The sequence below is a fragment of the Variovorax sp. V93 genome (assembly GCF_041154485.1).
GTDB lineage: Bacteria > Pseudomonadota > Gammaproteobacteria > Burkholderiales > Burkholderiaceae_C > Variovorax > Variovorax beijingensis_A.
This window is the reverse complement of sequence record NZ_AP028669.1, coordinates 972,741-996,888: the sequence shown is the minus strand read 5'-3', so window position 1 is coordinate 996,888 and position 24,148 is coordinate 972,741. Positions and strand designations below refer to the sequence as shown.

General features: G+C 68.6%; 23 protein-coding genes. 11 read left to right on the top strand and 12 right to left on the bottom strand.

Annotated elements, in window-relative coordinates; genetic code table 11:
* Positions 1 to 44 precede the first annotated feature (44 nt).
* Together mpl and ACAM54_RS04445 are read left to right on the top strand one after the other, a co-directional pair.
* On the top strand, positions 45 to 1,448 hold the full coding sequence (gene mpl / locus ACAM54_RS04450) for a UDP-N-acetylmuramate:L-alanyl-gamma-D-glutamyl-meso-diaminopimelate ligase (protein ID WP_369649969.1): 1,404 nt from the start codon (positions 45 to 47) through the stop codon (positions 1,446 to 1,448).
* The gene (locus ACAM54_RS04445) at positions 1,445 to 1,954 is read left to right on the top strand and encodes a cupin domain-containing protein (RefSeq protein WP_369649968.1); all 510 of its coding nucleotides are present in this window, start codon (positions 1,445 to 1,447) and stop codon (positions 1,952 to 1,954) included. Before mpl ends, ACAM54_RS04445 begins: the two co-directional genes overlap by 4 nt.
* Here the strand turns inward: ACAM54_RS04445 and ACAM54_RS04440 are convergent.
* The 6 genes from ACAM54_RS04440 to ACAM54_RS04415 form a co-directional block, all read right to left on the bottom strand.
* Entirely contained in the window at positions 1,951 to 3,069 is a 1,119-nt protein-coding gene (locus tag ACAM54_RS04440; RefSeq protein ID WP_192323171.1) for a 3-deoxy-7-phosphoheptulonate synthase, read from the bottom strand. The genes ACAM54_RS04445 and ACAM54_RS04440 overlap by 4 nt on opposite strands.
* 224 nt (positions 3,070 to 3,293) lie before the next feature.
* Positions 3,294 to 3,836 (bottom strand): hypothetical protein, encoded by a 543-nt coding sequence (locus tag ACAM54_RS04435; RefSeq protein ID WP_369649967.1) that lies wholly within the window; start codon positions 3,834 to 3,836, stop codon positions 3,294 to 3,296.
* A 46-nt stretch (positions 3,837 to 3,882) separates the two neighbouring features.
* A complete protein-coding gene (gene tldD, locus ACAM54_RS04430) occupies positions 3,883 to 5,343 on the bottom strand; it encodes a metalloprotease TldD (protein ID WP_192323173.1) in 1,461 nt (486 codons plus the stop codon).
* Between the two features lie 112 nt (positions 5,344 to 5,455).
* Positions 5,456 to 6,610 (bottom strand): rod shape-determining protein RodA, encoded by a 1,155-nt coding sequence (rodA, locus tag ACAM54_RS04425; RefSeq protein WP_145740686.1) that lies wholly within the window; start codon positions 6,608 to 6,610, stop codon positions 5,456 to 5,458.
* Between the two features lie 32 nt (positions 6,611 to 6,642).
* Complete coding sequence (locus ACAM54_RS04420) at positions 6,643 to 8,433, bottom strand: sensor histidine kinase (protein ID WP_369649966.1); 1,791 nt, start codon at positions 8,431 to 8,433, stop codon at positions 6,643 to 6,645.
* 71 nt (positions 8,434 to 8,504) lie between these two features.
* On the bottom strand, positions 8,505 to 9,245 hold the full coding sequence (locus ACAM54_RS04415; protein WP_369649965.1) for a response regulator: 741 nt from the start codon (positions 9,243 to 9,245) through the stop codon (positions 8,505 to 8,507).
* Between the two features lie 299 nt (positions 9,246 to 9,544).
* On the opposite strand from ACAM54_RS04415, the gene ACAM54_RS04410 reads away from it, so the two are divergent.
* The 5 genes from ACAM54_RS04410 to ACAM54_RS04390 all read left to right on the top strand — a co-directional run bounded on the left by ACAM54_RS04410 (position 9,545) and on the right by ACAM54_RS04390 (position 14,771).
* Positions 9,545 to 10,138, top strand: a complete 594-nt coding sequence (locus tag ACAM54_RS04410; protein ID WP_145740682.1) for a YqiA/YcfP family alpha/beta fold hydrolase — start codon at positions 9,545 to 9,547, stop codon at positions 10,136 to 10,138.
* Positions 10,139 to 10,202: 64 nt separating this feature from the next.
* Positions 10,203 to 12,263: a ribonuclease catalytic domain-containing protein gene (locus tag ACAM54_RS04405; RefSeq protein WP_369649964.1), complete on the top strand. Its 2,061-nt coding sequence runs from the start codon at positions 10,203 to 10,205 to the stop codon at positions 12,261 to 12,263.
* Between the two features lie 37 nt (positions 12,264 to 12,300).
* Entirely contained in the window at positions 12,301 to 13,152 is an 852-nt protein-coding gene (locus ACAM54_RS04400) for an energy transducer TonB (protein ID WP_145740678.1), read from the top strand.
* A 21-nt stretch (positions 13,153 to 13,173) separates the two neighbouring features.
* Entirely contained in the window at positions 13,174 to 14,031 is an 858-nt protein-coding gene (gene aroE, locus ACAM54_RS04395) for a shikimate dehydrogenase (protein ID WP_369649963.1), read from the top strand.
* A complete protein-coding gene (locus tag ACAM54_RS04390; RefSeq protein WP_145740674.1) occupies positions 14,028 to 14,771 on the top strand; it encodes a transglycosylase domain-containing protein in 744 nt (247 codons plus the stop codon). Before aroE ends, ACAM54_RS04390 begins: the two co-directional genes overlap by 4 nt.
* Here ACAM54_RS04390 and ACAM54_RS04385 read toward each other — a convergent pair.
* Positions 14,716 to 15,153 (bottom strand): DUF2809 domain-containing protein, encoded by a 438-nt coding sequence (locus tag ACAM54_RS04385; protein WP_369650946.1) that lies wholly within the window; start codon positions 15,151 to 15,153, stop codon positions 14,716 to 14,718. The genes ACAM54_RS04390 and ACAM54_RS04385 overlap by 56 nt on opposite strands.
* Positions 15,154 to 15,160: 7 nt before the next feature.
* On the opposite strand from ACAM54_RS04385, the gene ACAM54_RS04380 reads away from it, so the two are divergent.
* The 3 genes from ACAM54_RS04380 (at position 15,161) to ruvC (ending at position 17,746) form a co-directional block, all read left to right on the top strand.
* Positions 15,161 to 16,045 carry a lysophospholipid acyltransferase family protein gene (locus ACAM54_RS04380; RefSeq protein ID WP_369649962.1) on the top strand — a complete coding sequence of 295 codons (885 nt, stop codon included), beginning with the start codon at positions 15,161 to 15,163 and terminating at the stop codon, positions 16,043 to 16,045.
* A 1-nt stretch (position 16,046) separates the two neighbouring features.
* Positions 16,047 to 17,036 (top strand): phosphatidate cytidylyltransferase, encoded by a 990-nt coding sequence (locus tag ACAM54_RS04375; RefSeq protein WP_369649961.1) that lies wholly within the window; start codon positions 16,047 to 16,049, stop codon positions 17,034 to 17,036.
* Positions 17,037 to 17,197: 161 nt separating this feature from the next.
* Positions 17,198 to 17,746 (top strand): crossover junction endodeoxyribonuclease RuvC, encoded by a 549-nt coding sequence (gene ruvC, locus ACAM54_RS04370; protein ID WP_145740669.1) that lies wholly within the window; start codon positions 17,198 to 17,200, stop codon positions 17,744 to 17,746.
* A 1-nt stretch (position 17,747) separates the two neighbouring features.
* Here the strand turns inward: ruvC and glyA are convergent, their stop codons facing one another.
* Positions 17,748 to 19,070 (bottom strand): serine hydroxymethyltransferase, encoded by a 1,323-nt coding sequence (gene glyA, locus ACAM54_RS04365; RefSeq protein WP_369649960.1) that lies wholly within the window; start codon positions 19,068 to 19,070, stop codon positions 17,748 to 17,750.
* A 113-nt stretch (positions 19,071 to 19,183) separates the two neighbouring features.
* Here glyA and ACAM54_RS04360 point away from each other — a divergent pair, with 113 nt between their 5' ends.
* On the top strand, positions 19,184 to 20,140 hold the full coding sequence (locus ACAM54_RS04360; protein ID WP_369649959.1) for a LysR family transcriptional regulator: 957 nt from the start codon (positions 19,184 to 19,186) through the stop codon (positions 20,138 to 20,140).
* A 48-nt stretch (positions 20,141 to 20,188) separates the two neighbouring features.
* Here ACAM54_RS04360 and ACAM54_RS04355 read toward each other — a convergent pair whose 3' ends face one another.
* The 4 genes from ACAM54_RS04355 to ftsA form a co-directional block, all read right to left on the bottom strand.
* On the bottom strand, positions 20,189 to 20,365 hold the full coding sequence (locus ACAM54_RS04355) for a hypothetical protein (protein ID WP_012746075.1): 177 nt from the start codon (positions 20,363 to 20,365) through the stop codon (positions 20,189 to 20,191).
* Between the two features lie 12 nt (positions 20,366 to 20,377).
* Positions 20,378 to 21,301, bottom strand: coding sequence for a UDP-3-O-acyl-N-acetylglucosamine deacetylase (gene lpxC / locus ACAM54_RS04350; RefSeq protein ID WP_012746074.1), 924 nt, complete (start codon positions 21,299 to 21,301; stop codon positions 20,378 to 20,380).
* Between the two features lie 205 nt (positions 21,302 to 21,506).
* Complete coding sequence (gene ftsZ, locus ACAM54_RS04345) at positions 21,507 to 22,727, bottom strand: cell division protein FtsZ (RefSeq protein ID WP_012746073.1); 1,221 nt, start codon at positions 22,725 to 22,727, stop codon at positions 21,507 to 21,509.
* A gap of 169 nt (positions 22,728 to 22,896) precedes the next feature.
* The gene (gene ftsA / locus ACAM54_RS04340; protein ID WP_007832444.1) at positions 22,897 to 24,126 is read right to left on the bottom strand and encodes a cell division protein FtsA; all 1,230 of its coding nucleotides are present in this window, start codon (positions 24,124 to 24,126) and stop codon (positions 22,897 to 22,899) included.
* Positions 24,127 to 24,148: the final 22 nt, after the last annotated feature.

The window sequence follows — 24,148 nt, the reverse complement described above, 5'->3', positions numbered from 1 at the left end:
GACTGGAGCGCGTGCACCGCTTGCCGCCTCCCTAGAATCGCCCGATGCACATTCATATTCTTGGCATCTGCGGCACGTTCATGGGCGGATTGGCCGCCCTGGCGCGCGAGGCAGGCCACCGGGTCACGGGCTGCGACGCCGGCGTGTACCCGCCCATGAGCGACCAGCTCCGGTCGCTCGGCATCGATCTGATCGAGGGCTTCGGCGCGGACCAGCTCGCGCTTTCACCCGATGTTTTCGTGGTCGGCAACGTGGTTTCGAGGGCCCGGCTGGCCGACGGCACGCCCAAGTTTCCGCTGATGGAAGCCATCCTCGACGCCGGCAAGCCCTACACCAGCGGCCCGCAATGGCTGGCCGAACACGTGCTGCTGGGGCGCCACGTGCTGGCGGTCGCCGGCACCCACGGCAAGACGACCACCACGTCGATGCTGGCCTGGGTGCTCGAGAAGGCCGGCAAGGCGCCGGGGTTCCTGATCGGCGGCGTGCCGCTCGACTTCGGCGTCTCGGCGCGGCTCGGGGAGAGCCCGGCCTTCGTCATCGAAGCCGACGAATACGACACGGCCTTCTTCGACAAGCGCAGCAAATTCGTGCACTACCGTCCGCGCACGGCGGTCCTGAACAACCTGGAGTTCGACCACGCCGACATCTTCGACGACCTGGCCGCCATCGAGCGGCAGTTCCATCACCTCGTGCGCACCGTCCCCGGCACCGGGCGGCTGGTGGTGAACGCCATGGAAGAAAGCCTGCAGCGCGTGCTGGCCCAGGGCTGCTGGAGCGAGATGGCGCGCTTCGGCGCCGGCGGCGAATGGCAGGCGCGCGGCTCGCACGACGCCTTCGACGTGCTGCTGCGCGGCGAGGTGGTGGGGCGGGTCGAATGGGCGCTCTCGGGCCTGCACAACCAGATGAACGCGCTGGCGGCCATTGCCGCCGCCGAGCACATCGGCGTCGCGCCGGCCGATGCGGCGCGCGCGCTGGGCAGCTTCAGGAACGTTCGCCGCCGCATGGAACTACGCGGCACCGTCGAGCGCAGCGGCGGCGCAATCACCGTCTACGACGATTTCGCCCACCACCCCACCGCCATCCGCACCACGCTCGACGGGCTGCGCAAGAAGCTCGACGACGCCGGCCGGCAAGGCGAACGCATCCTTGCGGCCTTCGAGCCGCGCAGCAACACGATGAAGCTGGGCGTCATGGCGGCGCAGCTGCCATGGAGCCTGGAATCGGCCGGCCTGTCGTTCTGCCACACGGCCGGGCTCGATTGGGATGCCGCAGCCGCGCTTGCCCCCATGGGCAAGCGTGCGCAGGTGGCCGGAGCCATCGAACCGCTGGTCGCCCAGATCGTGGCGGCGGCCCGGCCGGGTGACCACATCGTGTGCATGAGCAACGGCGGCTTCGGCGGGGTGCACGAGAAGCTGCTCGCGGCACTGCGCGCGGCCCCCGCGCCATGACGGCCATGCGCGCCCGCGAACTGATCGAGACCCTCGCGCTGCAACCGCACCCCGAGGGCGGCTGGTACAGCGAGGTGTTCCGCTCGGCAGCGAGCGTCCTGCCCACCGATGGCCGCGCTGCGCGCAGTGCGCTCACCAGCATCTACTTCCTGCTCGAGGCCGGGCAGCATTCGCGCTGGCACCGGGTGCTGTCGGATGAAGTGTGGGTGCACCTGGAAGGCGTGCCGCTCGCGCTCTGGACCTGCGACGCCGCGCTGCGCACGGCCCCGGCCCATGTGCGGCTGGGGCCGGTCGACGCCCATGGCACGCGGCCCCAGCACGTGGTGCCGGCCGGCCAGTGGCAGGCCGCCCGGCCGATCCAGGGCCACGCGAGCGGCGACTACACGCTGGTCGCCTGCATGGTCGGGCCGGGCTTCGACTTCGCCGACTTCTCCCTGGTGCCGCCGGACGGCGATGAAGCCGCCGCAATGCGGCACCACTGGCCCGAACTGGCCGGAATGCTTTAACCCCGGCGCCGCTTGATCGCCTGCGACAGGGTGTCGAGCACCTGCACCGAGTCGTCCCAGCCCAGGCAGGCGTCGGTGATGCTCTTGCCGTATTCGAGGCCCGAGAGCTGGTCCTTGCCCGGCGTGAACTTCTGCGCGCCGGCTTGCAGGTGGCTTTCGACCATCACGCCGAAGACGCGGTTCGAACCCTCGGCGATCTGGTTGGCGATGTCCTTCGCCACGTCGATCTGCTTCTGGTGCTGCTTGGAGCTGTTGGCGTGGCTGCAGTCGACCATCAGCGTGGGCGGGAGCTTGGCGGCCTCGAGGTCCTTGCAGGCCGCCTCGACGCTGGCGGCGTCGTAGTTGGGCGCCTTGCCGCCGCGCAGGATGACGTGGCAGTCGCGGTTGCCGTTGGTCTGCACGATCGCGACCTGGCCGTTCTTGTGCACCGAGAGAAAGTGGTGGCCGCGCGCCGCCGCCTGGATGGCGTCGGTGGCGATGCGGATGTTGCCGTCGGTGCCGTTCTTGAAGCCGATGGGCGCCGACAGGCCCGAGGCCAGTTCGCGGTGCACCTGGCTTTCGGTGGTGCGCGCGCCGATGGCGCCCCAGGCGATCAGGTCGCCGATGTACTGCGGCGAGATCACGTCGAGGAACTCGCTGCCTGCGGGCAGGCCGAGCCGGTTGATGTCGATCAGCAGCTGGCGCGCCATGCGCAGGCCCTCGTCGATGCGGTAGCTCTCGTCCAGGTACGGGTCGTTGATCAGGCCCTTCCAGCCGACCGTGGTGCGCGGCTTCTCGAAGTACACGCGCATCACGATCTCGAGCGTGCCGGCGTACTTTTCGCGCTCCGCCTTGAGTCGGCGGGCGTATTCGAGCGCCGCGGCCGGGTCGTGGATGGAGCACGGGCCCATCACCACCAGCAGCCGGTCGTCCTTGCCCGCCATGATGTTGTGGATGCTGCGGCGGGTGCCCTCGATCAGCGTCTCGACCGGCGTGCCGCGAATCGGGAAGAAGCGGATCAGGTGTTCGGGAGGGGGCAGCACGTTGATGTCCTTGATGCGTTCGTCGTCGGTCTTGCTGGTTTTTTCGACGCTCGCATACCAGCTGTCGCTGGCGGGGGCAGTGTTCGTGCTCATGGTGCTTTCCTTGTTGGAGTGGATATCGTCAGGGCATAAAAAAACCGCCGGGGCTCGAGGCGCCGGCGGTTTTGGGAGGGTGTTCGTTTGCTTTACGCGCTCGCCTCTCGTCCGCCGGAAACCGGGAACCAAAAGTAGGCAAAGAAATAAGCGCGGAGGGCGGACATGTGGGCGAAATGTAGCACGGAAAACGAAAAGCCGGGCAAAGGCCCGGCTTCAAGGGCTCAGCGGTAGCCGGATTCGTTGGGGTTGTGGATGATCCAGATCAGGTTGCCGCTGGAGTAGTCGCCCATGCCGCCGCCCGCGAAGACCAGGCGGCCCTGGCCCTTGTAGGTCATCTCGTAGCGATGGCGGTCGCTGCCGAAATAGAACGGGATGAAGGCCTTGCCCGTCACGTAGGCGCCCTGGTCGGTCGGCGGGCCGGCAAGGTCGGTGACCTGCTTGGCGCTCATGCCGATCTGCAGCCGCGTGAACCTGCTGTTGCGCGCCGGATTGCCGGTGATCTCGCCTTCGTAGCCATTCAGGCCCTTGACGGTGCGGCCGCTGCCGGCTTCGACCTTGGAGGAATCAACGACGTTGCCCTTGGCGTCCATGCCGGCCTTGGCGCCGCCGCGTGCCGGGGCCGCGGGGGCGCCGGCCGCAGGTGCCGATGCCGCGGGCTGGCTGCTGTCGCCCGAACCGCCGCGCGAAGCGCAACCTGCGGTTGCCAGCGCCACGGCGGCAGCCGCGGCCCACAGGGCCGCAGACGAATTGATCCTGATCCTCATCGAATGCTCCTCTTTGTAAGAAATGAGGAGCGGAGCTTACAAGCTCTCAGGCCGTTCCGCCTACGGTCAAACCATCGATGCGCAGGGTGGGCTGGCCGACGCCGACCGGCACGCTCTGGCCTTCCTTGCCGCAGGTGCCCACGCCCGAATCCAGCGCCATGTCGTTGCCGATCATGGTCACGCGGGTGAGCGCGTCGGGGCCGTTGCCCACGATGGTCGCGCCCTTGACCGGGTACTGGATCTTGCCGTTCTCGACCCAGAAGGCCTCGCTGGCCGAGAACACGAACTTGCCGCTCGTGATGTCGACCTGCCCGCCGCCGAAGTTGGTGGCATAGAGGCCCTTCTTGATGCTGGCCACGATTTCCTTCGGGTCCTTGTCGCCGCCGAGCATGTAGGTGTTGGTCATGCGCGGCATCGGCACGTGGGCGTAGCTTTCGCGGCGGCCGTTGCCCGTGGTCTTGACCTTCATGAGGCGCGCGTTGAGCGAATCCTGGATGTAGCCCTTGAGGATGCCGTCCTCGATCAGCACGTTGCGCTGGCTGGCGTTGCCTTCGTCGTCAACGTTGAGCGAGCCGCGGCGGTCGGCAATGGTGCCGTCGTCGAGCACCGTCACGCCCTTGGCCGCCACGCGCTGGCCGATGCGGCCCGAGAAGGCGCTCGAGCCCTTGCGGTTGAAGTCGCCTTCCAGGCCGTGGCCGATGGCTTCGTGCAGCAGGATGCCGGGCCAGCCGGAGCCGAGCACCACGGTCATTTCGCCGGCGGGCGCCGGGCGTGCATCGAGATTGGTCAGCGCGGCCTTCACGGCCTGGTCGACGTATTCGGCAATCTGCGCGTCGTTGAAGTAGGCCAGGCCGAAACGCCCGCCGCCACCGCCCGAGCCGACCTCGCGCCGGCCGTTCTGTTCGGCGATCACGGTGACCGACAGGCGCACCAGCGGGCGCACGTCGGCCGCCAGCGTGCCGTCGGCGCGCGCCACCAGCACCACGTCGTATTCGCTCGCGAGGCCCGCCATGACCTGCGCCACCCGCGGGTCGCGCGAACGCGCCAGCTTCTCGACCTTTTCGAGCAGCTTGACCTTGGCCGTGCTGTCGAGGGTGGAAATGGGGTCGATGCCGTTGTAGAGCGACCGGCTCGAGGCGATCTTGCGGGTGGCGGTCTTCACGCGGCCGGTGCGGCCTGCGGAGGAAATCGAGCGCACCGTGCGGGCCGCGTCGAGCAGCGAAGCCTCGGAGATGTCGTCCGAATAGGCGAAGGCCGTCTTCTCGCCGCTGACCGCGCGCACGCCGACGCCCTGGTCGATGCTGAAGCTGCCGGTCTTGACGATGCCCTCCTCGAGGCTCCAGCCTTCGCTGCGCGTGTACTGGAAGTACAGGTCGGCGTCGTCCACCCTGTGTGCGGTGATCTCGGCCAGGGCCTTGCCCAGGTGAGATTCGTCGAGGCCGAAGGGCGTGAGCAGGAGCTTTTGCGCCGTGGCGAGGCGCTCGATGGTGGGTTCGCGGGAGATCATTCCTGATTATTGCTCGCCCCCAGGCTTCGCGCACTTCGTGTCGCTTTCGCCCACCCCCTACCGGGGGCAACACCAGAGGCCCGGCAAAGCCGGTTCCTCGGTGTTTCTGGAATTAGTTCTGGGCCAGCTTCCTGGCCCGGGCGATCGACATCAGGATGCCCAGCCCCAGCCCCAGCGTGACCATGGCGGTGCCGCCATAGCTGATGAACGGCAGCGGCACGCCCACCACCGGCAGGATGCCGCTCACCATGCCCATGTTGACGAAGGCATAGGTGAAGAAAATCATGGTGACCGCGCCCGCGAGCAGGCGCGAGAACAGGGTCTGCGCCGCAGCGGCGATGGCCAGCCCGCGGAAGATCAGCAGGATGAAGGCCGCGATCAGCGCCAGGTTGCCGACCAGGCCGAACTCCTCGGAATAGGCGGCGAAGATGAAGTCGGTGGTGCGCTCGGGAATGAATTCGAGGTGCGTCTGCGTGCCCTGCATGAAGCCCTTGCCGCCGACGCCGCCCGAACCGATGGCGATCATGCCCTGGATGATGTGGAAGCCCTTGCCCAGCGGGTCCTTGCTGGGGTCGAGCAGCGTGCACACGCGCTGCTTCTGGTAGTCGTGCAGCACGCGCCAGTCGACGCCGTCGGCGCACAGCTGCGACTCGAAGCCCACGATCAGCGTGACCGCCACGGCGCCGATCACCACCGGCGGCACGATCAGCTTCCAGGGCAGCCCGGCAAAGAAGATCACCGCCATGCCGGCCGCCAGCACCAGCAGCGAGGTGCCCAGGTCGGGCTGTTTCATGATGAGCCCGACCGGCACCGCCAGCAGCACCGTGGCCACCACGAAGTCGAGCGGCCGCAGCTGGCCCTCGCGGCGCTGGAACCACCAGGCCAGCATCAGCGGCATCGCGATCTTGAGGATTTCGCTGGGCTGGATCACCACGCCCACGTTGATCCAGCGCTGTGCGCCCTTCTTGGTGATGCCGAACAGCGCAACCGCAATCAGCAGCGCCACCCCGGTCGCGTAGAGCGGCACCGCGAACATCATCAGCCGCTGCGGCGGCACCTGGGCCACCACGAACATGATGAAACCCGCCAGCAGCATGTTGCGGCCGTGGTCGGCAAAGCGCGAACCATGGTCGTAGCCCGACGAATACATGGTCAGCAGCCCGGCGAAAGCCAGCAGCAGCACGGCGAAGGCCAGAAAACCGTCGAAGCCCTGGAAGATGGGCGCGACCCGGCGCGCCAGGGAGGGCTGGTTGAACACTGCGGACATGGGGGCGGATTATCCGCGCCCCGCGGCGCACCTCAGCCGAAGCCGAGCTGAACGACCGTGCGCCCCGGTCGGCTTTCGAGCGCCAGCCGGGCGCCGATGGCGGCGGCGCGCTCCGCCAGCGCCCTGGGCACCTGCAGCGCATCGAAGCCCCGGCCGTCGTCGATCACGCGCAGCTGCACGGCGCCGGCCAGCGCTTCGGCCTCGATCCGGAGGGTCCTGGCCTGGGCGTGCTGCAGCACGTTGGAAATCGCCTCGAACAGCAGGAACTGCAGTTGCCGCATGGCTTGGGCGTCGAGCCGCTTCACGTCGGGCACCTCGTCCACAGCCCATTCGAACTGGATGCCCGCGGCCGCCAGGCGCGGCTCCAGCCGGTAGCGCAGTGCCGCCAGCAGGGCGCCGACGTCGCCCGGCGGCAGGTGAATGGAGTCGATGGCCAGCTTGAGCTGGTCGAGCGAGTCGCACAGCGTCCGCAGCAGTTCCTCCGGCCTGGCCTGGCCCGACTGCAGTTGCCGGATGGCCGAGCTGATGTGCGAGCCCACGCCGTCGTGCATGTCGCGCAGGATGCGCTCGCGCTCGTGGGTGCGCGCCTGGTCGCGCGCCACCTGTTCGAGCGCGGCGAAGGTGGATGCGAGTTCACGCTCGCGCTGCGCCACGCGTTCGGCCAGGGCAGCGACCGAGCCGCGCGCCTGCACGCTTGCGGCATGGAAGCGCCGCAAGACGATCAGCAGCAGCGCGATGCCGAAGAACACGGAGGAATAGCGCACCCAGGTGGTCTCGCCGTAGGTGTCGCTCAGGCGGATCACGAGCCAGTCGCGGGTGCCGAAGCCCAGCGTCACCAGTGCGGCGGCAGCCACGAGCAGGCGGCCCACGTTCGGCCGCCGGATGGTGGCCACGGCAAAGGCGCCGACGAACAGCGCAACGAACACGATCTCCAGCGCGAGCCAGCCGGTGAGCCAATAGGGCTGTTCGCGGTGAAGTGCAATGGCGCTCGCCGCGAAGGTTCCGGCCACCATGCCTGCCATCGGCCAGCGCAGCCAGCGCATGCGCGGGCTGCCGTCCCAGCCTGCGAGCTGGTAGCAGAACATCATGGCGGACGCGGCCCAGCCCGCATAGCAGGTGGCCATGAGCACGCCCCAGGCGCCCCAGGGCAGCGGCGGCTCGGCGATCACGCCGTCGGCCACCCGGATCGCCCAGCAGAACTCGGCCAGCGCGGCCCAGAAATAGAGGCTGTCGCGCCGGCGCCATCCGGTGGCAGCGGCATCCACCTGCGTGAGCCACAGCGCCAGCGCGATGCTGCCGACGATCAGGCTGAAGGCGGTCAGTAGCACCGAGCCGGTGAAGCGCCAGGCATAGGCGCTTTCGAAGAGATCGGTGCGCACCGGCGTCGCGGCTCCGATGGTCACGCGCGAAAGCCCGGCCCGGCGGGCGCTGTCGGCGCGTATGCGAACCTGCAGGCGGTTCTCGCCGGCCTTCAGCAGGTGCCCCGGCACCGGCACGTACAGCGGCGCCTTGGCGTAGTCCGCCCCGTTGCCGCGGGTCAGGTCGCCGTAGACCTGCAGCAGCGCGTCATTGAGCCACACCTCCAGAACGCTGCCGGCGCGTGGAATGAAGATGCCCCAGGGCACCTCGGGCTCGGCTTCGAGCGTGAATGGCAGCTCGAAGGTCGCGTAGCCGGGGCGTCCGCCGTGCTGGCGGTCCCAGTGGTAGGAGAGTTCGACGGGCGCCTTGTGCGTGGCGCCGTCGACGGTGGTCCACACGGTGCCGCGGCGCAGTTCGATCGTGCCCTCGGCCGGCGCGGCCGCCGCCGGCTGCGCCGCCAGCATCAGAGTTGCCGCGAGCCATAGCTCAGCAAGCGCCCTGCCCGCCCGCCCGAACATGCGTCCGGCCACGCGATTCACCCCGGATGGGACAGCAGGCCGAGGCGCGTGGCCTCGAACACGGCCTCGCTCTTGGAGTGCACGGCCAGCTTGCCGTAGAGATTCTTGATGTGCGTCTGCACTGTGTGCACGCTCAGGCCCTTGAGCCGTGCGATCTCGGCATAGGAAAAACCGCGCGCTATCAAGGTCAGCACCTCGTGCTCGCGCACGGACAGCAGGCTGGGCGCCGTGGTGGTGCCGAGGGCTGCCTCGGGCGGCGCGGCGGCGAGCGTTCCGGCCAGCTGCAGGCTGCGGTACTTGGCCAGCACGCGCCGCGCGATCATGGGCGAGATCGGCGAGGCGCCGGCCTTCATCTCGACGATGGTCTGCGCAATGTCTTCCGGCGCAGCGTCCTTGTGGATGTAGCCGACGGCGCCGGCCTCGATGCTGGCAAGCACGTTTTCCTCATCGCCGAAGACCGAGATCACCAGCGGCTCGCAGCCCGGAAAGCGCGCCACGGCCTCGCGGATCACGTCGAGCCCGCTGCCGTCGGGCATGCCGAGATCGACGAGCAGCACGTCGGGAATGATGGTGGTCTGGGCCATCCACGCCAGTGCCTCGTGCACCGTGCCGGCGCTTCCGAGCCAGAAAAGGCTGGCGCTGCGCTGCACGCTCGCCTCGAAGAAGGCGCGCGCGCGGCTGTCGTCCTCGACCACGAGCACGCCCCAGCGGTGCGTCTTCCCGGTGTCCGTTGCCTCGATATTCATGGGCTTGAGCATAAGCTTCGGCGCAACGCAAAAGAGCCGGCGGACCTCCCGTTTTCATGGGATGCGGACACCAGCGCGGGCCGTCGAAACTCGCTTCGACTTGCGAGTCCGGTCGCGCGCTCCAGTTGAATACTTTTTGCCTCTTGGCATCGTCCATGGACCCTGTGGCAAACCAGCTTGCCCGTGCAGTAAGCCCTCATATCGAAGCCTCGTGCGCCGACGACCGCGTCGGGCGCACGGTCCTCATGCAAAATCAACCGGCTCCTTCCAGGGAGCTGTGTAGACCGCACCACTTCCAGTCTCCGCCCCGCATGGACCCGCAAACCACTCACTTGTTGTACCTGCACGGATTCCGCTCCTCGCCCCGCTCCACCAAGGCGCGGCTGATGGCAGCGCGCGTGGCCCGCGAGCACCCGGACCTGCAGTGGTGGTGCCCGCAGCTGCCGCCCTCGCCACGCGAGGCCATCGACATGGTGATGAAGGGCATCGCGGACTGGCCGCGCAAGTCGATGGCCGTGGTCGGGTCCTCGCTGGGCGGCTTCTATGCCACCTACGTGGCCGGCATGACGCGCTGCCGCGCCGTGCTGCTGAATCCGGCGGTGCATCCGGCGCGCGACCTTGCGCGCTACATCGGCGACCAGACCGCCTGGCACGACCCGGCCGAGCACTTCTATTTCAAGCCCGAATACATCCAGGAGCTGCGCACCATGGAGGTCGGCGCGCTCACCCGCCCCGAGCGCGTGCTGGCCATCATCGCCAAGGGCGACGAAGCGCTCGACTGGCACGAAACCTCGGCACGCTACCCCGACAGCAACATCAAGCTGATCGAGGGCGGCGACCATGCGCTGTCCGATTTCGAGGAAAACCACCTCGACGACGTGATCGCGTTCATCAATCCCGTCTGAAGCCCGGCAGGCATCGCGCAGCAGCCAGGCCCGTGCGCGTCCCCAAGTCTGGGACAATCCGGGCATGTTTGTATTGTTTGAAGAAGCCGGCAAGTACCTCGGCGGCCGCGTGCTGTCGGAGGCCGAAGCATCGGCGCAGGTCGAGCTCGACACCGGCAAGCGCGTCAAGGTCAAGGGCGCCAACATCGTTCTGCGTTTCGAGAAGCCGGCCCCGGCCGAGCTGATCGCCGAGGCGCGCGCGCTCGCAGCCACAATGGACCTCGACCTGGCCTGGGAATTCGCGCCGGAGGGCGAGTTCGGTTTTGCCGACCTCGCGTCCGACTATTTCAGCGACAAGCCCACGCTCGCGCAGCAGGCCGCCGCGCTGTTCGCGCTGTTCGAGGCGCCGCACTACTTCCGCCGCGCGGGCAAAGGGCGCTTCAAGAAGGCGCCAGCCGAGATCCTGCAGCAGGCGCTGGCCGCCATCGAGAAGAAGAAGGTGGTGCAGGCGCAGATCGTCGAATGGGCCGCCCAACTGGCCGAGGGCATCTGCCCGCAGCCGATCCGCGAGCAGCTCTACAAGATCCTGTTCAAGCCCGACAAGAACGCGCCCGAATACAAGGCCGTGGTCGACGCCGCGCGCGCCACCCAGCGTCCGCCGCTCGAGTTGCTGGAACGCGCCGGCGCCATCGACTCGCCCTACCAGTTCCACTGGCGGCGCTTCCTGTTCGAGAACTTTCCCAAGGGCACGGGTTTCCCGGCACTCGCCGCGCCGCCCATCGTGGACGAGCTGCCGCTGGCCGAAGGCGTGCAGGCATTCTCGATCGACGACTCGCAGACCACCGAAATCGACGATGCACTCTCGGTGCAGGGCCTCGGCAGCGGCAGCGTCACGGTCGGCATCCACATCGCCGCGCCCGGCCTGGCACTGACGCCGGGCAGCGCCATCGACCAGGTGGCGCGCGCGCGCATGTCCACGGTCTACATGCCGGGCCACAAGATCACCATGCTGCCCGACGATGTCGTGAGCACCTACACGCTGCTCGAAGGCGGCGACCGGCCCGCGGTGTCGCTCTACGCGCGCTTCGACGAAGCCACGCTCGAACTGCAATCGACCGAGACGAAGCTCGAACGCGTGCCGATCGTGGCCAACCTGCGGCACGACCAGCTCGACGCGGTGGTCACGCAGCCCTGGCTCGAGGACGCTTCGTTCACGAGCGAGAACACGCCCGAGGCCGCTGCAAAGCTGCGCGCGCCGCTGTCCTTCCTGTTCCGCCTCGCGAAAGAGCTGAAGGCCCGGCGCGAAGTGGTGCGCGGCAAGCCCGAGAACTTCAACCGGCCCGACTACAACTTCCGCCTCGTGGGCAACGACGGCGAACCGGACGGCAGCGAGCAGGTGCAGATCAGCACGCGCCAGCGCGGCGCGCCGCTCGACCTGATCGTGTCCGAAGCCATGATCCTGGCCAACAGCAGCTGGGGCGGCTGGCTCGGCGAGCTCGGCGTGCCCGGGCTCTACCGCAGCCAGGCCAGCCTGGCGCCCGGCATCAAGGTGCGCATGGGTACGCGGGCCCTGCCGCATGCGGGCCTGGGCGTGAAGAGCTATGCCTGGAGCACCTCGCCGCTGCGCCGCTACACCGACCTGGTGAACCAGTGGCAGATCATTGCCGCCGCGCGCCACGGCAAGACCGCCGCGCTGGCCGCGCCGTTCAAGCCCAAGGATGCGGACCTGTTCTCCATTCTCTCGGGCTTCGACGCCGCCTACGCAACCTACAACGCCTACCAGGGCGGCATGGAGCGCTTCTGGACGCTCAAGTACCTGCAGCAGCGGGGCATCACCGAGCTCGAGGCGACCGTCATCAAGGACATCCCGAACGGCGCGCTGGTGCGCGCGGACACGCTGCCGCTGGTGTTCCCGGTGGCGGGCCAGCAGGAGCGCGGCGCGCGCCTGCGCGTAAAGCTCGGCGAGATCGACGAAATCGCGCTCGACGTGCACGGCACCGTGCTCGAGCGCCTCGACGCGCCCAAGGTGGATGTCGCGGCCGAGGAGGAAGGCGGCGACGAGGAAGCGGAAGAAGTCGCCGGCCCCATCGCCATTGCGGTCGACCTCAGCGACAGCGAGGCGGCCCCGGAAAACACGCCGGCATGAGCACCGGTCATCCCATGCGCGCCAAGGAGCGTCGTCCATGAACTTCAGGGATCTGAGCACGCTGCAGATCGCACTTGGCGTGTCGGTCATCGCGCACGCCGCACTTCTGGCGGTGCGTTTCGTCGATCCCGAATCGTTCAACCGGGTCTTCAGCGAAACCCCGCTCGAGGTGATCCTGGTCAACAGCAAGACCAACGACAAGCCCGACGCCAAGACCCGCGTGATGGCCCAGACCTCGCTCGCGGGCGGCGGCGACCTCGAACGCGGCCGCGCCACCAGCCCGCTGCCGCCGTCGAGCTTCACCGCCGTCGGCGACTCGATCGAGGAGGCGCGGCGCCAGGTCGAGGCCATGCAGGCCCAGCAGATGCAGCTGCTCGCGCAGCTCAAGCGCGACCTGGCGGCCATGCCTGCGCCGGACCCGCGCGCCTCGGGCGATCCGAAGGAAGCCATCGCCCGCGAGGAAAAGCGGCGCCAGATGGTGGAGCTGCTGGCCGAGATCGAGCGCCGCGTGAATGAAGAAAACGCGCGCCCCAAGAAGCGCTACCTGAGCCCTTCCACGCGCGAGGCGGCCTACGCCATCTACGTGGACACGCTGCGCCGGCGCATCGAGGTGCGGGGTACCGAGAACTTCCCCACGGCCGCCGGCAAGAAGCTCTATGGCGAGCTCAAGATGACGATCACCATCAACCACGACGGCAAGATCCTCGACACCGTGGTCGACGAAAGCTCGGGCGACATCGTGCTCGACCGCCGCGCCAAGGCCATCGTGCACAGCATCGGCAGCTTCGGAAAGTTCACCGACGCAATGCGAAAAGAGACCGACCAGATCGTGCTGCAGTCGCGCTTCAAGTTCACGCGCGACGAGACCATCGAGCTCTCCTCCCAATAGCCAACAGCGAATCCACGCGCCATGGACCTGTACTGCGTAATGGGCAACCCCGTCGAGCACAGCCGCTCGCCGCGCATCCACGCCCGGTTTGCCGAACTCTGCGGCCAGCAGATGGACTACAGCCGCCGGCTCGTTCCGGTCGGCGCCTTTGCCGAAGGCGTGGCCGCCTTCCGCCGGGAAGCCGCCGAGCGCGGCGACGCGGCACGCGGCTGCAACGTGACCGTGCCGTTCAAGTTCGACGCCGCCGCGCTCGCGCTGCACACCAGCGAGCGCGCCGTGCTTGCGCAGGCGGTGAACACGCTGCGCTTCGAGGCCGACGGCAGCATCCACGCCGACAACACCGACGGCATCGGGCTGGTCAACGACATCGTGCGCAATGCCGCCGTGCCGCTGGCGGGCCGCGAGCTGCTGCTCATCGGTGCGGGCGGCGCCGCAGCGGGCGTGCTCGGGCCGCTGCTGGACGCCGGCGCTGCGCGCATCGTGGTGGCCAACCGCACGGTCGGCAAGGCCATGGCGCTGGTGCAGCGCCATGCGGCATTGGCGCTGAGTCATGGCGCGGCGCTCGAAGCCTGGGCGCTCGACGAGGTGACCGGCAATTTCGACGTGGTGGTCAATGCCACGGCCTCCAGCCTCGCTGGCGATGCGGTGCCGGTGCGCGCGCAGGTGCTGCGCCCCGGCGCGCTCGCGGTCGACCTGATGTACGGCCCCGCGGCCGCCGGCTTCATGGCCTGGGCCGAAACGCACGGCGCCGTGCCGCGCGACGGGCTCGGCATGCTGGTCGAACAGGCGGCCGAAGCGTTCGAGTTCTGGCGCGGCGTGCGCCCGCCCTCCGCGCAGGTGCTGGCCGAATTGCGCGCTTCACTCGCCGCCGGCCAATGAAGCGGCTGCTGCGGCTGGTGGCCTGCCTGCTGGTGGCGGGCGTGGCACTGGAGCTTTTCTTCGTGGGGCGCATCGCGGCCATGGCGGTGATCGATCCGCAAAGCACCGCGTTCCAGCGCAGCGAAGCCTGGCAGATCGCCATCCACCAGGGCCGCAAGGGTGCCTGGCGCCAGGAATGGGTGCCCTACGCGCAGATCAGCGACAACCTCAAGCGCGCCGTCATCGCGAGCGAGGATGCCGACTTCATCGACCACAACGGCGTGGAATGGGAAGCCATCGAGCGTGCGCGCCAGCGCAACGCCAAGGCCGAGGAGCTGGCGGCCAGGCGTGCGGCGCGCGCCATTGCGCGCGGCAAGCCGGTGCGGCCGGTGCAGCTGCGCGGCGGCTCCACCATCACGCAGCAGCTGGCGAAGAACCTGCTGCTCTCCGGCGAGCGCACGCTGCTGCGCAAGGGCCAGGAGCTGGCGCTTGCGATGGCGCTCGAGGTGCTGCTCGACAAGCGGCGCATCCTCGAGATCTACCTCAACAACGTCGAATGGGGCGAAGGCGTGTTCGGCGCCGAGGCGGCGGCCCAGTACTACTTCAGGAAGCCCGCCTCGCGCCTGAGCGCAGCCGAAGCCGCGCGCCTCGCCGTGATGCTGCCGAGCCCCAAGTTCTTCGAGCGCCGCATCGGCTCGTCCTACCTCAGCGGGAGGGCGTCGACGATCGTGGCGCGGATGCCGTCGGCCGAACTGCCCTGAGGGCTTCGCGCAGCGCTTCGATGGCCAGCACGGCTGCGAAGCCGATCACATAGGCCAGCACGTCCCACCAGTCGGCGGTACTGCCGAGCACGATGCGCAGGGCGCGGTTCGAAATGTGCAGGTGCCAGGCCGATGCCAGGAACTGCCCCAGCTCGACCGCCAGGCCTACGCCGAGCGCGGCCAGCCCCACTGGCAGCACGCGCGCGGCGACGAAGGTCTTGAAGACGAGGTAGACCCACGCCACGGCCAGCACGTCGCCAAAAAAGCTCCGCAGCCAGCCCCAGCGCGCGCCGATGGTGGCCAGCAGGATGAGAACAAGGAACAGGGCCATCGCCCACGCCAGACAAAGAGGATCGAAACGCCATCGCATGCCCCGTATCATCGCGCCCATGCTGGCAAAGCTCACGGGTTGGTTGTTGTTGGGGATCGTCCGGTTGCTCACCGGCGCCCAGGCACGCTGGTACGGCTGCCCGCCGAAGGCCGAGCAGCGCATCTATTTCGCCAACCACCAGAGCCACGCCGACCTGGTGATGATCTGGGCGGCCCTGCCCGAGGAACTGCGCAGCATCACGCGGCCCATTGCGGCGCGTGACTACTGGGCCAATACGCCGTTCAAGCGCTGGATCACGACCGAGGTGTTCAACGCGGTGTATGTGGAGCGCGCGGCCACGGCGCCGGCCGCGCCTGCCGAAGCGCCGGCGGAACCTGAAGCGCCGCTGCCGCCCGTCCGAGATGCCGCTGCTGCGCCACAGCCCGAGCGCATCGAACCCTCGATGGAGCCCCTGTTGCCGATGGCGCCCATGGCACCGCCCGTCGTCGACATCACGCCCGAAGCCTTCGACGAAGTGCAAGGGCGGCTCGACCTTCCCGCTCCGCCGCCTCCTCCACCACCGGCCGCGCCGCTCGCCGTCACGCCGCCGGCCGTGGAGCCGGAACCTGCCGCGCCCGTCTCCGATCCACTGGCGCCGCTGGTCGAAGCGCTGCGCAGCGGCGACTCGATCATCATCTTTCCGGAGGGCACGCGCGGCCACACGGGAGAGCCGCAGAAGTTCAAGTCGGGCCTCTACACGCTCGCGACGATGTTCCCCGAGGTGGTGCTGGTGCCGGCGTGGATCGACAACGTGCAGCGCGTGATGCCCAAGGGCGAGATCGTGCCGGTGCCGATCCTGTGCTCCGTCACCTTCGGCGCGCCGATCCGCGTCGAGGAAGGCGAGGAGCGCCGCCCCTTCCTCGACCGCGCGCGTGCCGCGGTGATCGCATTGCGCGAGGTCTGACATGAACCAGTTCCTGCGCAGCCTCACCCCGACCCAGCAGGTCGCGGCCCTGTTCCTCATCGTCTTCGGGCTGCTCGTGGTCGTGAGCACCACGGCCTTCTTCCTCACCTTCAAGGAACGCCGCAACCCCGTGCACGACGCCGCCTGGCAGGCCGAGCTGGCGCACTACCGCAAGCTGCTGGGCACCACCTGGTTCATGGTGATCGTGTTCTGGGTCGGCTGGGCGCTGGGCGAGACGGTGGCCACCGTGCTGTTCGCGCTGATCGCCTTCTTCGCGCTGCGCGAGTTCATCACGCTCTCGCCCACGCGGCGCGGCGACCATCGCAGCCTGATCCTGGCCTTCTTCGTCGTGCTGCCGATCCAGTTCTGGCTCGTCGCCACCGCGCGCTTCGACCTGTTCACCGTGTTCATTCCGGTCTACGTGTTCCTCGCGATCCCGGTGGCCAGTGCGCTGGCCGACGACCCGAGCCATTTCCTCGAACGCAACGCCAAGCTGCAGTGGGGCATCATGGTCTGCGTCTACGGCATGAGCCATGTGCCGGCGCTGCTGCTGCTGAGCTTTCCGGGCTACGAGGGCAAGAGCGCCTTTCTCGTGTTCTTCCTGGTGTTCGTGGTGCAGACCTCGGTGCTGGTGCAGCACGTGATTTCGCGCCGCACGCAGCGCAAGCCCTTCGCGCCCAACGTGAGCCGCAGCTTCAACTGGACCAGCTGGGGCATCGGCATCGTGGTGGCCAGCCTGGTGGGCGCGCTGTTCTCGTTCATCACGCCCTTCAAGTTCGGCCAGGCCCTCGCCGTGTCCGTCATCGCCTGCATCGCGGGCTCCATGGGGCACCTGGTGATGAAGGCGCTCAAGCGCGATCGCGGCATTCCCAACTGGGGCAAGAAGGGCGTGGGCGTGACCGGGGCCAACGGCCTGCTCGACCGTGTCGATGCGCTGTGCTTCGCGGCGCCGATCTTCTTCCATTCGATCCGCTGGTACTTCAACCTCTAGGATGAAACCCACCCCCGTCCCTCGCTCACTTCGTGTAGCTCGACTCCCCCCTCCAGGGGGCAACACCAGCGGCCCGGCAAAGCCGGTTCCGCGGTGTTCCTGGCCTGGGGCCGTGTCGGTTTCATGCTCGTGGGTCGCCCACAGCGCGGTGGAAAACTGACATGCGCATTCTTGGCATCGACCCCGGCCTCCTGACCACCGGTTTCGGCGTGGTCGATTCGGACGGCCATGCGCTGCGCTACGTGGCCAGCGGCACCATCAGCACGCGCCACCTGGGCAGCGGCAACCTGCCGGCGCGGCTCAAGGTGCTGTTCGACGGCATTGCGGAAATCGCCGCGCGCTACCAGCCCGATGCCTCGGCGGTCGAGATCATTTTCGTCAACGTCAATCCGCAGTCGACGCTGCTGCTGGGCCAGGCGCGCGGCGCCTGCGTGACCTCGCTGGTCAACAGCAAGCTCACGGTGGCCGAGTACACCGCACTGCAGATGAAGAAGGCGGTGGCGGGCCACGGCCAGGCCGCCAAGGCGCAGGTGCAGGAAATGGTGAAGCGCCTGCTCGACCTGCCGGGCCTGCCGGGCGCCGATGCGGCCGACGCGCTGGGCATAGCCATCACGCATGCGCAGGTGGGCCGGTCGATGGCGCGTCTGGCCGAGGCGGCCGAGCTGTCGAAGACGCACGCCGGCACCTACCGGCAGGGCCGTTCGCGCTGACTCAGCGCACGATGTAGCGCAGGCCGCCCAGCCGGGTGCGGCGCTCGCGCACCTCGGCGGCCACGGACGCCGCATCGCCTTCCAGCGCACGCGCGATCCACGACGCAAGCTGCGGCATGTCGTCGGGCGTGAAGCCGAGCCGCACGATCTCCGGCACGCCCAGGCGCAGGCCGTTGATGTCTCCCTCCACCGGTGCGATCGGCAGGCCAATGCCGCAGGCCAGCAAGCCACCCCCGGCCAGTTTCCTCGCGGCGCGCTGCCCACCGCCCCAAGGCGCGGCCTCGAGCGCGAACTGGTGCGACTGCGTGAAGCCGCGCGCCTTCGCGAACACCGGCAGGCCCTCGGCGTCGAGCGCGCGTGCCAGCGCCTGCGCGGTCTCGCGCATCGCCGAGGCGTAGGCCGTGCCGTGCACCTTCCAGTCGAGCAGCCCGCGCGCCAGCGCCGCGGTGCGCCCCGCATCGGAGTTGGCCGTGAGGCCGGGATAGGCGATGGCATCGATGCGCTCCATCAGCGCCGCATCGTTCGACACGATCAGCCCGCCGGCCGGACCGCCGAGGCTCTTGTAGGTGCTCATGGTGATCGCATGCGCGCCCTCCTCGAGCGGCTGCGGCCAGGCCTTGCCGGCCACCATGCCCGAAAGATGCGCGGCATCGAACAACAGCTTCGCGCCCACGCTGTCCGCGATCTCGCGGATCGCCGGCACCGGGTGCGGAAACAGGTTCAGGCTGCCGCCGATGGTGATGAGCTTCGGCTTGACCTCGCGCACGAGCCTGGCCAGCGCCGTGACATCGACCGTGTAGCCGTCGGCATCGACCGGCGCGGACACCGTCTTCAATCCATAGAGCCCGGCCGCGCCGGCCGCATGGTGCGTGACGTGGCCGCCGATGGCCGGCGGCGGCGCGATGATCGTGTCGCCGGGCCGGCAGGTCGCCATGAACACATAGAGGTTCGACAGCGCGCCGGAGCTCACGCGCACTTCGGCAAACTTCGAGCCGAACACCTCGGCGGCCAGCTCGGCCGCGATGACCTCGATGCGCTCGATGGCCTCCAGCCCCACTTCGTACTTGTCGCCCGGGTAGCCCAGCGATGCCCGCGAGCCGAGCCCGCGCGACAGCAGCGCCTCGGCGGCAGGATTCATCACGTTGGTGGCGGGGTTGAGGTTCAGGCCTTCGCGGTCGTGGATGCGGTGGTTGTCGTCCGCGAGCCTTTCGATCTCGGCGGCCACGCCCGCCGCATCGCGCGCGGCGGCATCGGCGGCAATCGCGAGCACATGGTCTTCGCTGGCAGCGGGAACCCAGGAACGGCGTTGGAGGGCGGCAGGCATGCGGCAGATCTCGCTGGAAGTGGCAGGTGGCCGCATGGTCGCCTGCGCCATCACTGCGGGCAACACGGATAATCTGGGCCCGAGCGATAGAAAAACTTGGGCCTCCACGCCGCATGCCCCTCGCACCACCCCGCCCTCGCCTGCCCCCGCACACAGCCGTTCGCGCCTTCGAGGCTGCGGCACGCCATGGCAGCTTTGCGCGTGCGGCCGAGGAGCTGTTCGTCACGCCGGCCGCCGTCGCGCAGCAGATCAAGGCGCTGGAGACCTGGGCCGGCGGTGCGCTGTTCGAACGCCACAGCCAGGGCATCCGCCTCAGCGCGCACGGACGGCGCGCACTGCCCGCCCTCAGCGCCGCGGTCGACCAGCTCGGCCTCGCGGTGCAGGCGCTGCGGCACGAGACGCAGACTGCCGCGCGCCGCAGCACGCTGCAGGTCGCGGCCCTGCCGGCGATGGCGCAGCTGTGGCTGTCGCCGCGGCTTTCGCGGCTGAAGGCGGCGCTGCCCGGCGTGCAGGTGTCCGTGACGGCGCTCGAGCAGCCGCCGAACTTCCGGCGCGAACCCTTCGACCTCGGCCTCTTCTATGCACGTGCCGGCGATCGCATCGAAACCGCCGTCGGCGCGCAAGGCATGGCGCTCGCGCGCGACCGGCTGGTGCCGGTGTGCAGCCCGCGCCTCCAGCAGGCGCTGCCAAGCGGGCGCCCGCGCGCGCTCGACGACCTGGTCGATGTACTGGCCCGCTGCGGCGGACTGCACGACACCGTGTGGCACGACGACTGGGCGCGCTGGCTGCAGGCCGTGCGTCCCGGTATCAACGCAGCCGAGGCCGATGCGCTGGCCGCCGGCCCGGACTTCTCGCTCTACAGCCTCGCGCTGCAGGCGGCGCTCGACGGCGAAGGCGTGCTGATGGGCCGCGAGCGGCTGGTGGCGCCGCTGCTCGCGCAAGGCAGGCTGCATGCGCCCTGGGGACGGCCGAAGGCACTGGGCGACACGCTCATGCTGCTGGTGCCCGCGCACCGCAGGGGGCCGCTGCTGGCGCAGCAGGTGCAGGCGTTGCAGACCCTGGCCGACTGAGATCGATCACCGGCCACGAAGTGCCGCGCAGCCTGGGGACGAGCCAGATCACACCACGCGTTCGGCAATCAGCACCGCGAAGAAGCCGAAGGCCGCAAGCAGCGTCCACTTGAGCACGATCCAGCCGAAGCGCCGGTACTTGGCCTGGCCCGTGCCCGCATAGAACGCAAACGACACGCCCGCCACCAGCAGAAGCAGCAGGATGGCCCAGCGGAAGAGAAGCATTGCGAACGCGGCCTACCAGGCCCGCGCCACTTCGCCGAAGCCGCGCGGTGCGCGCTTTTCGTCTTCGAAGGTGACGACCTCGTAGGCGTCGCTGTGGGCCAGCAGTTCGCGCAGCAGCTTGTTGTTGAGCGCATGGCCCGAGCGGAACGCGGTGTAGGCCGCGAGCAGCGGCTTGCCGATGATGTAGAGGTCGCCCATGGCGTCGAGGATCTTGTGCTTCACGAACTCGTCGTCGTAGCGCAGGCCCCCGGCATTGAGCACCTTGGTGTCGTCCATCACGATGGCGTTGTCCAGGCCGCCGCCGAGCGCCAGGCCCTTGCTGCGCATGTATTCCACTTCCTTGGTGAAGCCGAAGGTGCGCGCGCGTGCGATGTCGCGGCTGTAGGAGTCGGTGCCGAGGTCGAACTCCACGCGCTGGCCGGTGGAATTGACCACGCGGTGGTCGAAGTCGATCTCGAAGCTCAGCTTGTAGCCGTGGTAGGGCTCCAGGCTCGCCCACTTCTCGTTGGCGCCCTCGCCCTCGCGCACCTCGACCTTGCGCGTCACGCGGATGAAGCGGCGCGGCGCCTTCTGCAGCTCGATGCCCGCGCTTTGCAGCAGGAACACGAAGGACGAGGCCGACCCGTCGAGGATCGGCACTTCGTCGGCCGTGATGTCGATGTAGAGGTTGTCGATCCCGAGGCCGGCGCAGGCCGACATCAGGTGCTCGACCGTCTGCACCTTGGCGCCGCCGGTCGAGACGGTGGAGGCCAGGCGCGTGTCGGTCACCGCTTCGGCGGTCATGCGGATGTCGACCGGCTCGGGCAGGTCGACGCGCCGGAACACGATGCCGGTGTCCACCGGAGCGGGGCGCAGCGTGAGTTCCACGCGCTGGCCGCTGTGAAGCCCCACGCCCACGGCGCGGCTGATCGACTTGAGGGTTCGTTGTTGCAGCACGCCGAAGATTTTAGGCGCGCGGCGCCCGTGTCGCGCTATTCCCCTCGCTATGGCAGCGATAGACATGGGTTCTATGCCCACCGACCGGCGATGGACGCAAAGGGCACGAAGCGGACGCAGCGCCTAGAGCCGGCAGAAGTCCCTTTCAGGTCTTCCCCGTACCCCTTGCGAACCTTCGTGCCCTCTGCGTTCGGTTGCCTTGCCGTCAATCAGCCTGACGGCGCAGGAATGCCGGGATCTCGAAATCGTCCATGCCGCCCGACGACAGCGCGTCCACCTTGGCCGCGGCCATGGTGCGGTTCGTGCGCCACACGCTGGGAACGGCCATGCCGTCGTAGTTCGGCTGGTTGCCGCCGCCGTGGCCGGCGTGGCCCGCATGGCCGGCGCCGAGCGTGGGCACGTTGAACGGGATGTTGTCGGTGCCGGTGCGGATCACTTCGAGCGTCGGTGCCTGGCGGCGCGCATCGGCGCGCGACAGGCCGGTGGCGACCACCGTCACGCGCATCTGGTCGCCCAGGCTCTCGTCGTAGGCCGCGCCATAGATCACGTGCGCATCGGGCGAGGCGTAGGCGCGGATGGTGTTCATCGCGAGCTTCGACTCGTTGAGCTTCAGCGAGCCCTTCGATGCGGTCACCAGCACCAGCACGCCCTTGGCGCCCGAGAGGTCGATGCCTTCGAGCAGCGGGCAGGCCACGGCCTGCTCGGCGGCAATGCGCGCGCGGTCCGGGCCGGCAGCAGCGGCCGTGCCCATCATGGCCTTGCCGGGCTCGCCCATCACGGTGCGCACGTCTTCGAAGTCGACGTTCACGCCGCCGTACTCGTTGATGATTTCCGAGATGCCGCCCACCGCGTTCTTGAGCACGTCGTTGGCATGCGCGAAGGCTTCGTCCTGGGTGATGTCCTCGCCCAGCACGTCGAGCAGCTTCTCGTTGAGCACCACGATCAGCGAGTCGACGTTGGCCTCGAGCTCGGCCAGGCCGGCGTCGGCGTTGGTCATGCGGCGGCCGCCTTCCCAGTCGAAGGGCTTGGTCACCACGCCCACGGTGAGGATGCCCATCTCCTTGGCCACGCGCGCGATCACCGGTGCGGCGCCGGTACCGGTGCCGCCGCCCATGCCGGCCGTGATGAAAAGCATGTGCGCGCCGTCGATGGCCGCGCGGATGTCGTCCACCGCGGCTTCGGCCGCGTCACGGCCCTTGTCGGGCTTGCTGCCCGCGCCCAGTCCGCTGGTGCCCAGCTGGATGATCTTGTGCGCGTTGCTGCGCTGGAGCGCCTGCGCGTCGGTGTTGGCGCAGACGAACTGCACGCCCTGCACGCCGCGCTCCATCATGTGCGCGACGGCATTGCCGCCGCCGCCGCCGACGCCGATCACCTTGATCTGGGTGCCTTGGTTGAATTCTTCGACTTCGATCATTTCGATGGTCATTTCTAACTCCTTGAATTTGCAGTTGCCGTTGTGTATCTATGAATTTTTCTGGTGTCTTGACGAGTTCAACGAAGCTGTCGTCGCGGCGGTGGACCCGTGCGCCGCCATCGCTCGTTGAAATGCAAGGGCGGACCGCCGCGTGCGAGCCAGAGTGGGGAGTGGTTCATGGTCAGAAGTTCCCCACGATGAAGTCCTTGAAACGCCCGAACGCAGTCTTTACGGATCCGTTCTTCTGCGCGACCTTGAAGCCGCGCATGCGTGCGAAGCGTGCTTCCTCGAGCAGGCCCATCACGGTGGCGGCGCGCGGCTGCGCCACCATGTCGGAGAGCGCGCTCGAATACTTCGGAATGCCGCGCCGCACCGGCTTCAGGAAGATGTCCTCGCCGAGCTCGACCATGCCGGGCATCACCGCGCTGCCGCCCGTGAGCACCACGCCCGAGGACAGCACCTCTTCGTAGCCCGACTCGCGCACCACTTGCTGCACCAGCGAGAAGATCTCCTCGATGCGCGGCTCGATCACGCCGGCCAGCGCCTGCTTGCTCAGCATGCGCGGACCGCGGTCGCCCAGGCCCGGCACTTCCACCTGCGTGTCGGGGTCGGCCAGCAGCTGCTTGGCATAGCCGTTTTCGACCTTGATGTCTTCCGCGTCCTTGGTGGGCGTGCGCAGCGCCATCGCGATGTCGCTGGTGATCAGGTCGCCCGCGATCGGGATCACCGCCGTGTGGCGGATCGCGCCGTTGGTGAAGATGGCCACGTCGGTGGTGCCCGCGCCGATGTCCACCAGCACCACGCCGAGCTCGCGCTCGTCCTCGGTCAGCACCGCCTGGCTGGAGGCCAGCGGATTGAGCATCAGCTGGTCGACCTCGAGGCCGCAGCGGCGCACGCACTTGATGATGTTCTCGGCCGCGCTCTGCGCGCCGGTCACGATGTGCACCTTGGCCTCGAGCCGCATGCCGCTCATGCCGATCGGCTCCTTCACGTCCTGCCCGTCGATCACGAATTCCTGCGGCTCCACCAGCAGCAGGCGCTGGTCGCTCGAGATGTTGATGGCGCGCGCGGTTTCCACCACGCGGGCCACGTCGGCGGGCGTGACCTCCTTGTCCTTCACCGCCACCATGCCGCTCGAATTGATGCCGCGGATGTGGCTGCCGGTGATGCCGGTGTAGACGCGGCTGATCTTGCAGTCGGCCATCAGCTCGGCCTCCTTCAAGGCCTGCTGGATGCTCTGCACCGTGGCGTCGATGTTCACCACCACGCCTCGCTTGAGGCCGTTGCTCGGCGCGATGCCGAGCCCCGCCAGCTTGAGTTCGCCGCCGGGCAGCACCTCGGCGACGACCACCATCACCTTGGCGGTTCCGATGTCGAGTCCGACAACCAGGTCTTTGTATTCTTTGGGCATTGAATGTCCTCGGTATTCGCTA

Bases quoted from the DNA above. Each gene is read 5' to 3' on its own strand.
- aroE (WP_369649963.1), top strand. From the start codon at position 13,174: ATGGACCTGTACTGCGTAATGGGCAACCCCGTCGAGCACAGCCGCTCG.
- ACAM54_RS04405 (WP_369649964.1), top strand. From the start codon at position 10,203: ATGTTTGTATTGTTTGAAGAAGCCGGCAAGTACCTCGGCGGCCGCGTG.
- ACAM54_RS04435 (WP_369649967.1), bottom strand. From the start codon at position 3,836: ATGAGGATCAGGATCAATTCGTCTGCGGCCCTGTGGGCCGCGGCTGCC.
- tldD (WP_192323173.1), bottom strand. From the start codon at position 5,343: ATGATCTCCCGCGAACCCACCATCGAGCGCCTCGCCACGGCGCAAAAG.
- ACAM54_RS04415 (WP_369649965.1), bottom strand. From the start codon at position 9,245: ATGCTCAAGCCCATGAATATCGAGGCAACGGACACCGGGAAGACGCAC.
- ftsZ (WP_012746073.1), bottom strand. From the start codon at position 22,727: ATGACCATCGAAATGATCGAAGTCGAAGAATTCAACCAAGGCACCCAG.
- glyA (WP_369649960.1), bottom strand. From the start codon at position 19,070: ATGCCTGCCGCCCTCCAACGCCGTTCCTGGGTTCCCGCTGCCAGCGAA.
- ACAM54_RS04420 (WP_369649966.1), bottom strand. From the start codon at position 8,433: ATGCTGGCGGCGCAGCCGGCGGCGGCCGCGCCGGCCGAGGGCACGATC.
- mpl (WP_369649969.1), top strand. From the start codon at position 45: ATGCACATTCATATTCTTGGCATCTGCGGCACGTTCATGGGCGGATTG.
- ACAM54_RS04400 (WP_145740678.1), top strand. From the start codon at position 12,301: ATGAACTTCAGGGATCTGAGCACGCTGCAGATCGCACTTGGCGTGTCG.
- ruvC (WP_145740669.1), top strand. From the start codon at position 17,198: ATGCGCATTCTTGGCATCGACCCCGGCCTCCTGACCACCGGTTTCGGC.
- ACAM54_RS04385 (WP_369650946.1), bottom strand. From the start codon at position 15,153: ATGATACGGGGCATGCGATGGCGTTTCGATCCTCTTTGTCTGGCGTGG.
- ftsA (WP_007832444.1), bottom strand. From the start codon at position 24,126: ATGCCCAAAGAATACAAAGACCTGGTTGTCGGACTCGACATCGGAACC.
- rodA (WP_145740686.1), bottom strand. From the start codon at position 6,610: ATGTCCGCAGTGTTCAACCAGCCCTCCCTGGCGCGCCGGGTCGCGCCC.
- ACAM54_RS04380 (WP_369649962.1), top strand. From the start codon at position 15,161: ATGCTGGCAAAGCTCACGGGTTGGTTGTTGTTGGGGATCGTCCGGTTG.
- ACAM54_RS04410 (WP_145740682.1), top strand. From the start codon at position 9,545: ATGGACCCGCAAACCACTCACTTGTTGTACCTGCACGGATTCCGCTCC.
- ACAM54_RS04360 (WP_369649959.1), top strand. From the start codon at position 19,184: ATGCCCCTCGCACCACCCCGCCCTCGCCTGCCCCCGCACACAGCCGTT.
- ACAM54_RS04375 (WP_369649961.1), top strand. From the start codon at position 16,047: ATGAACCAGTTCCTGCGCAGCCTCACCCCGACCCAGCAGGTCGCGGCC.
- ACAM54_RS04445 (WP_369649968.1), top strand. From the start codon at position 1,445: ATGACGGCCATGCGCGCCCGCGAACTGATCGAGACCCTCGCGCTGCAA.
- ACAM54_RS04355 (WP_012746075.1), bottom strand. From the start codon at position 20,365: ATGCTTCTCTTCCGCTGGGCCATCCTGCTGCTTCTGCTGGTGGCGGGC.
- ACAM54_RS04440 (WP_192323171.1), bottom strand. From the start codon at position 3,069: ATGAGCACGAACACTGCCCCCGCCAGCGACAGCTGGTATGCGAGCGTC.
- ACAM54_RS04390 (WP_145740674.1), top strand. From the start codon at position 14,028: ATGAAGCGGCTGCTGCGGCTGGTGGCCTGCCTGCTGGTGGCGGGCGTG.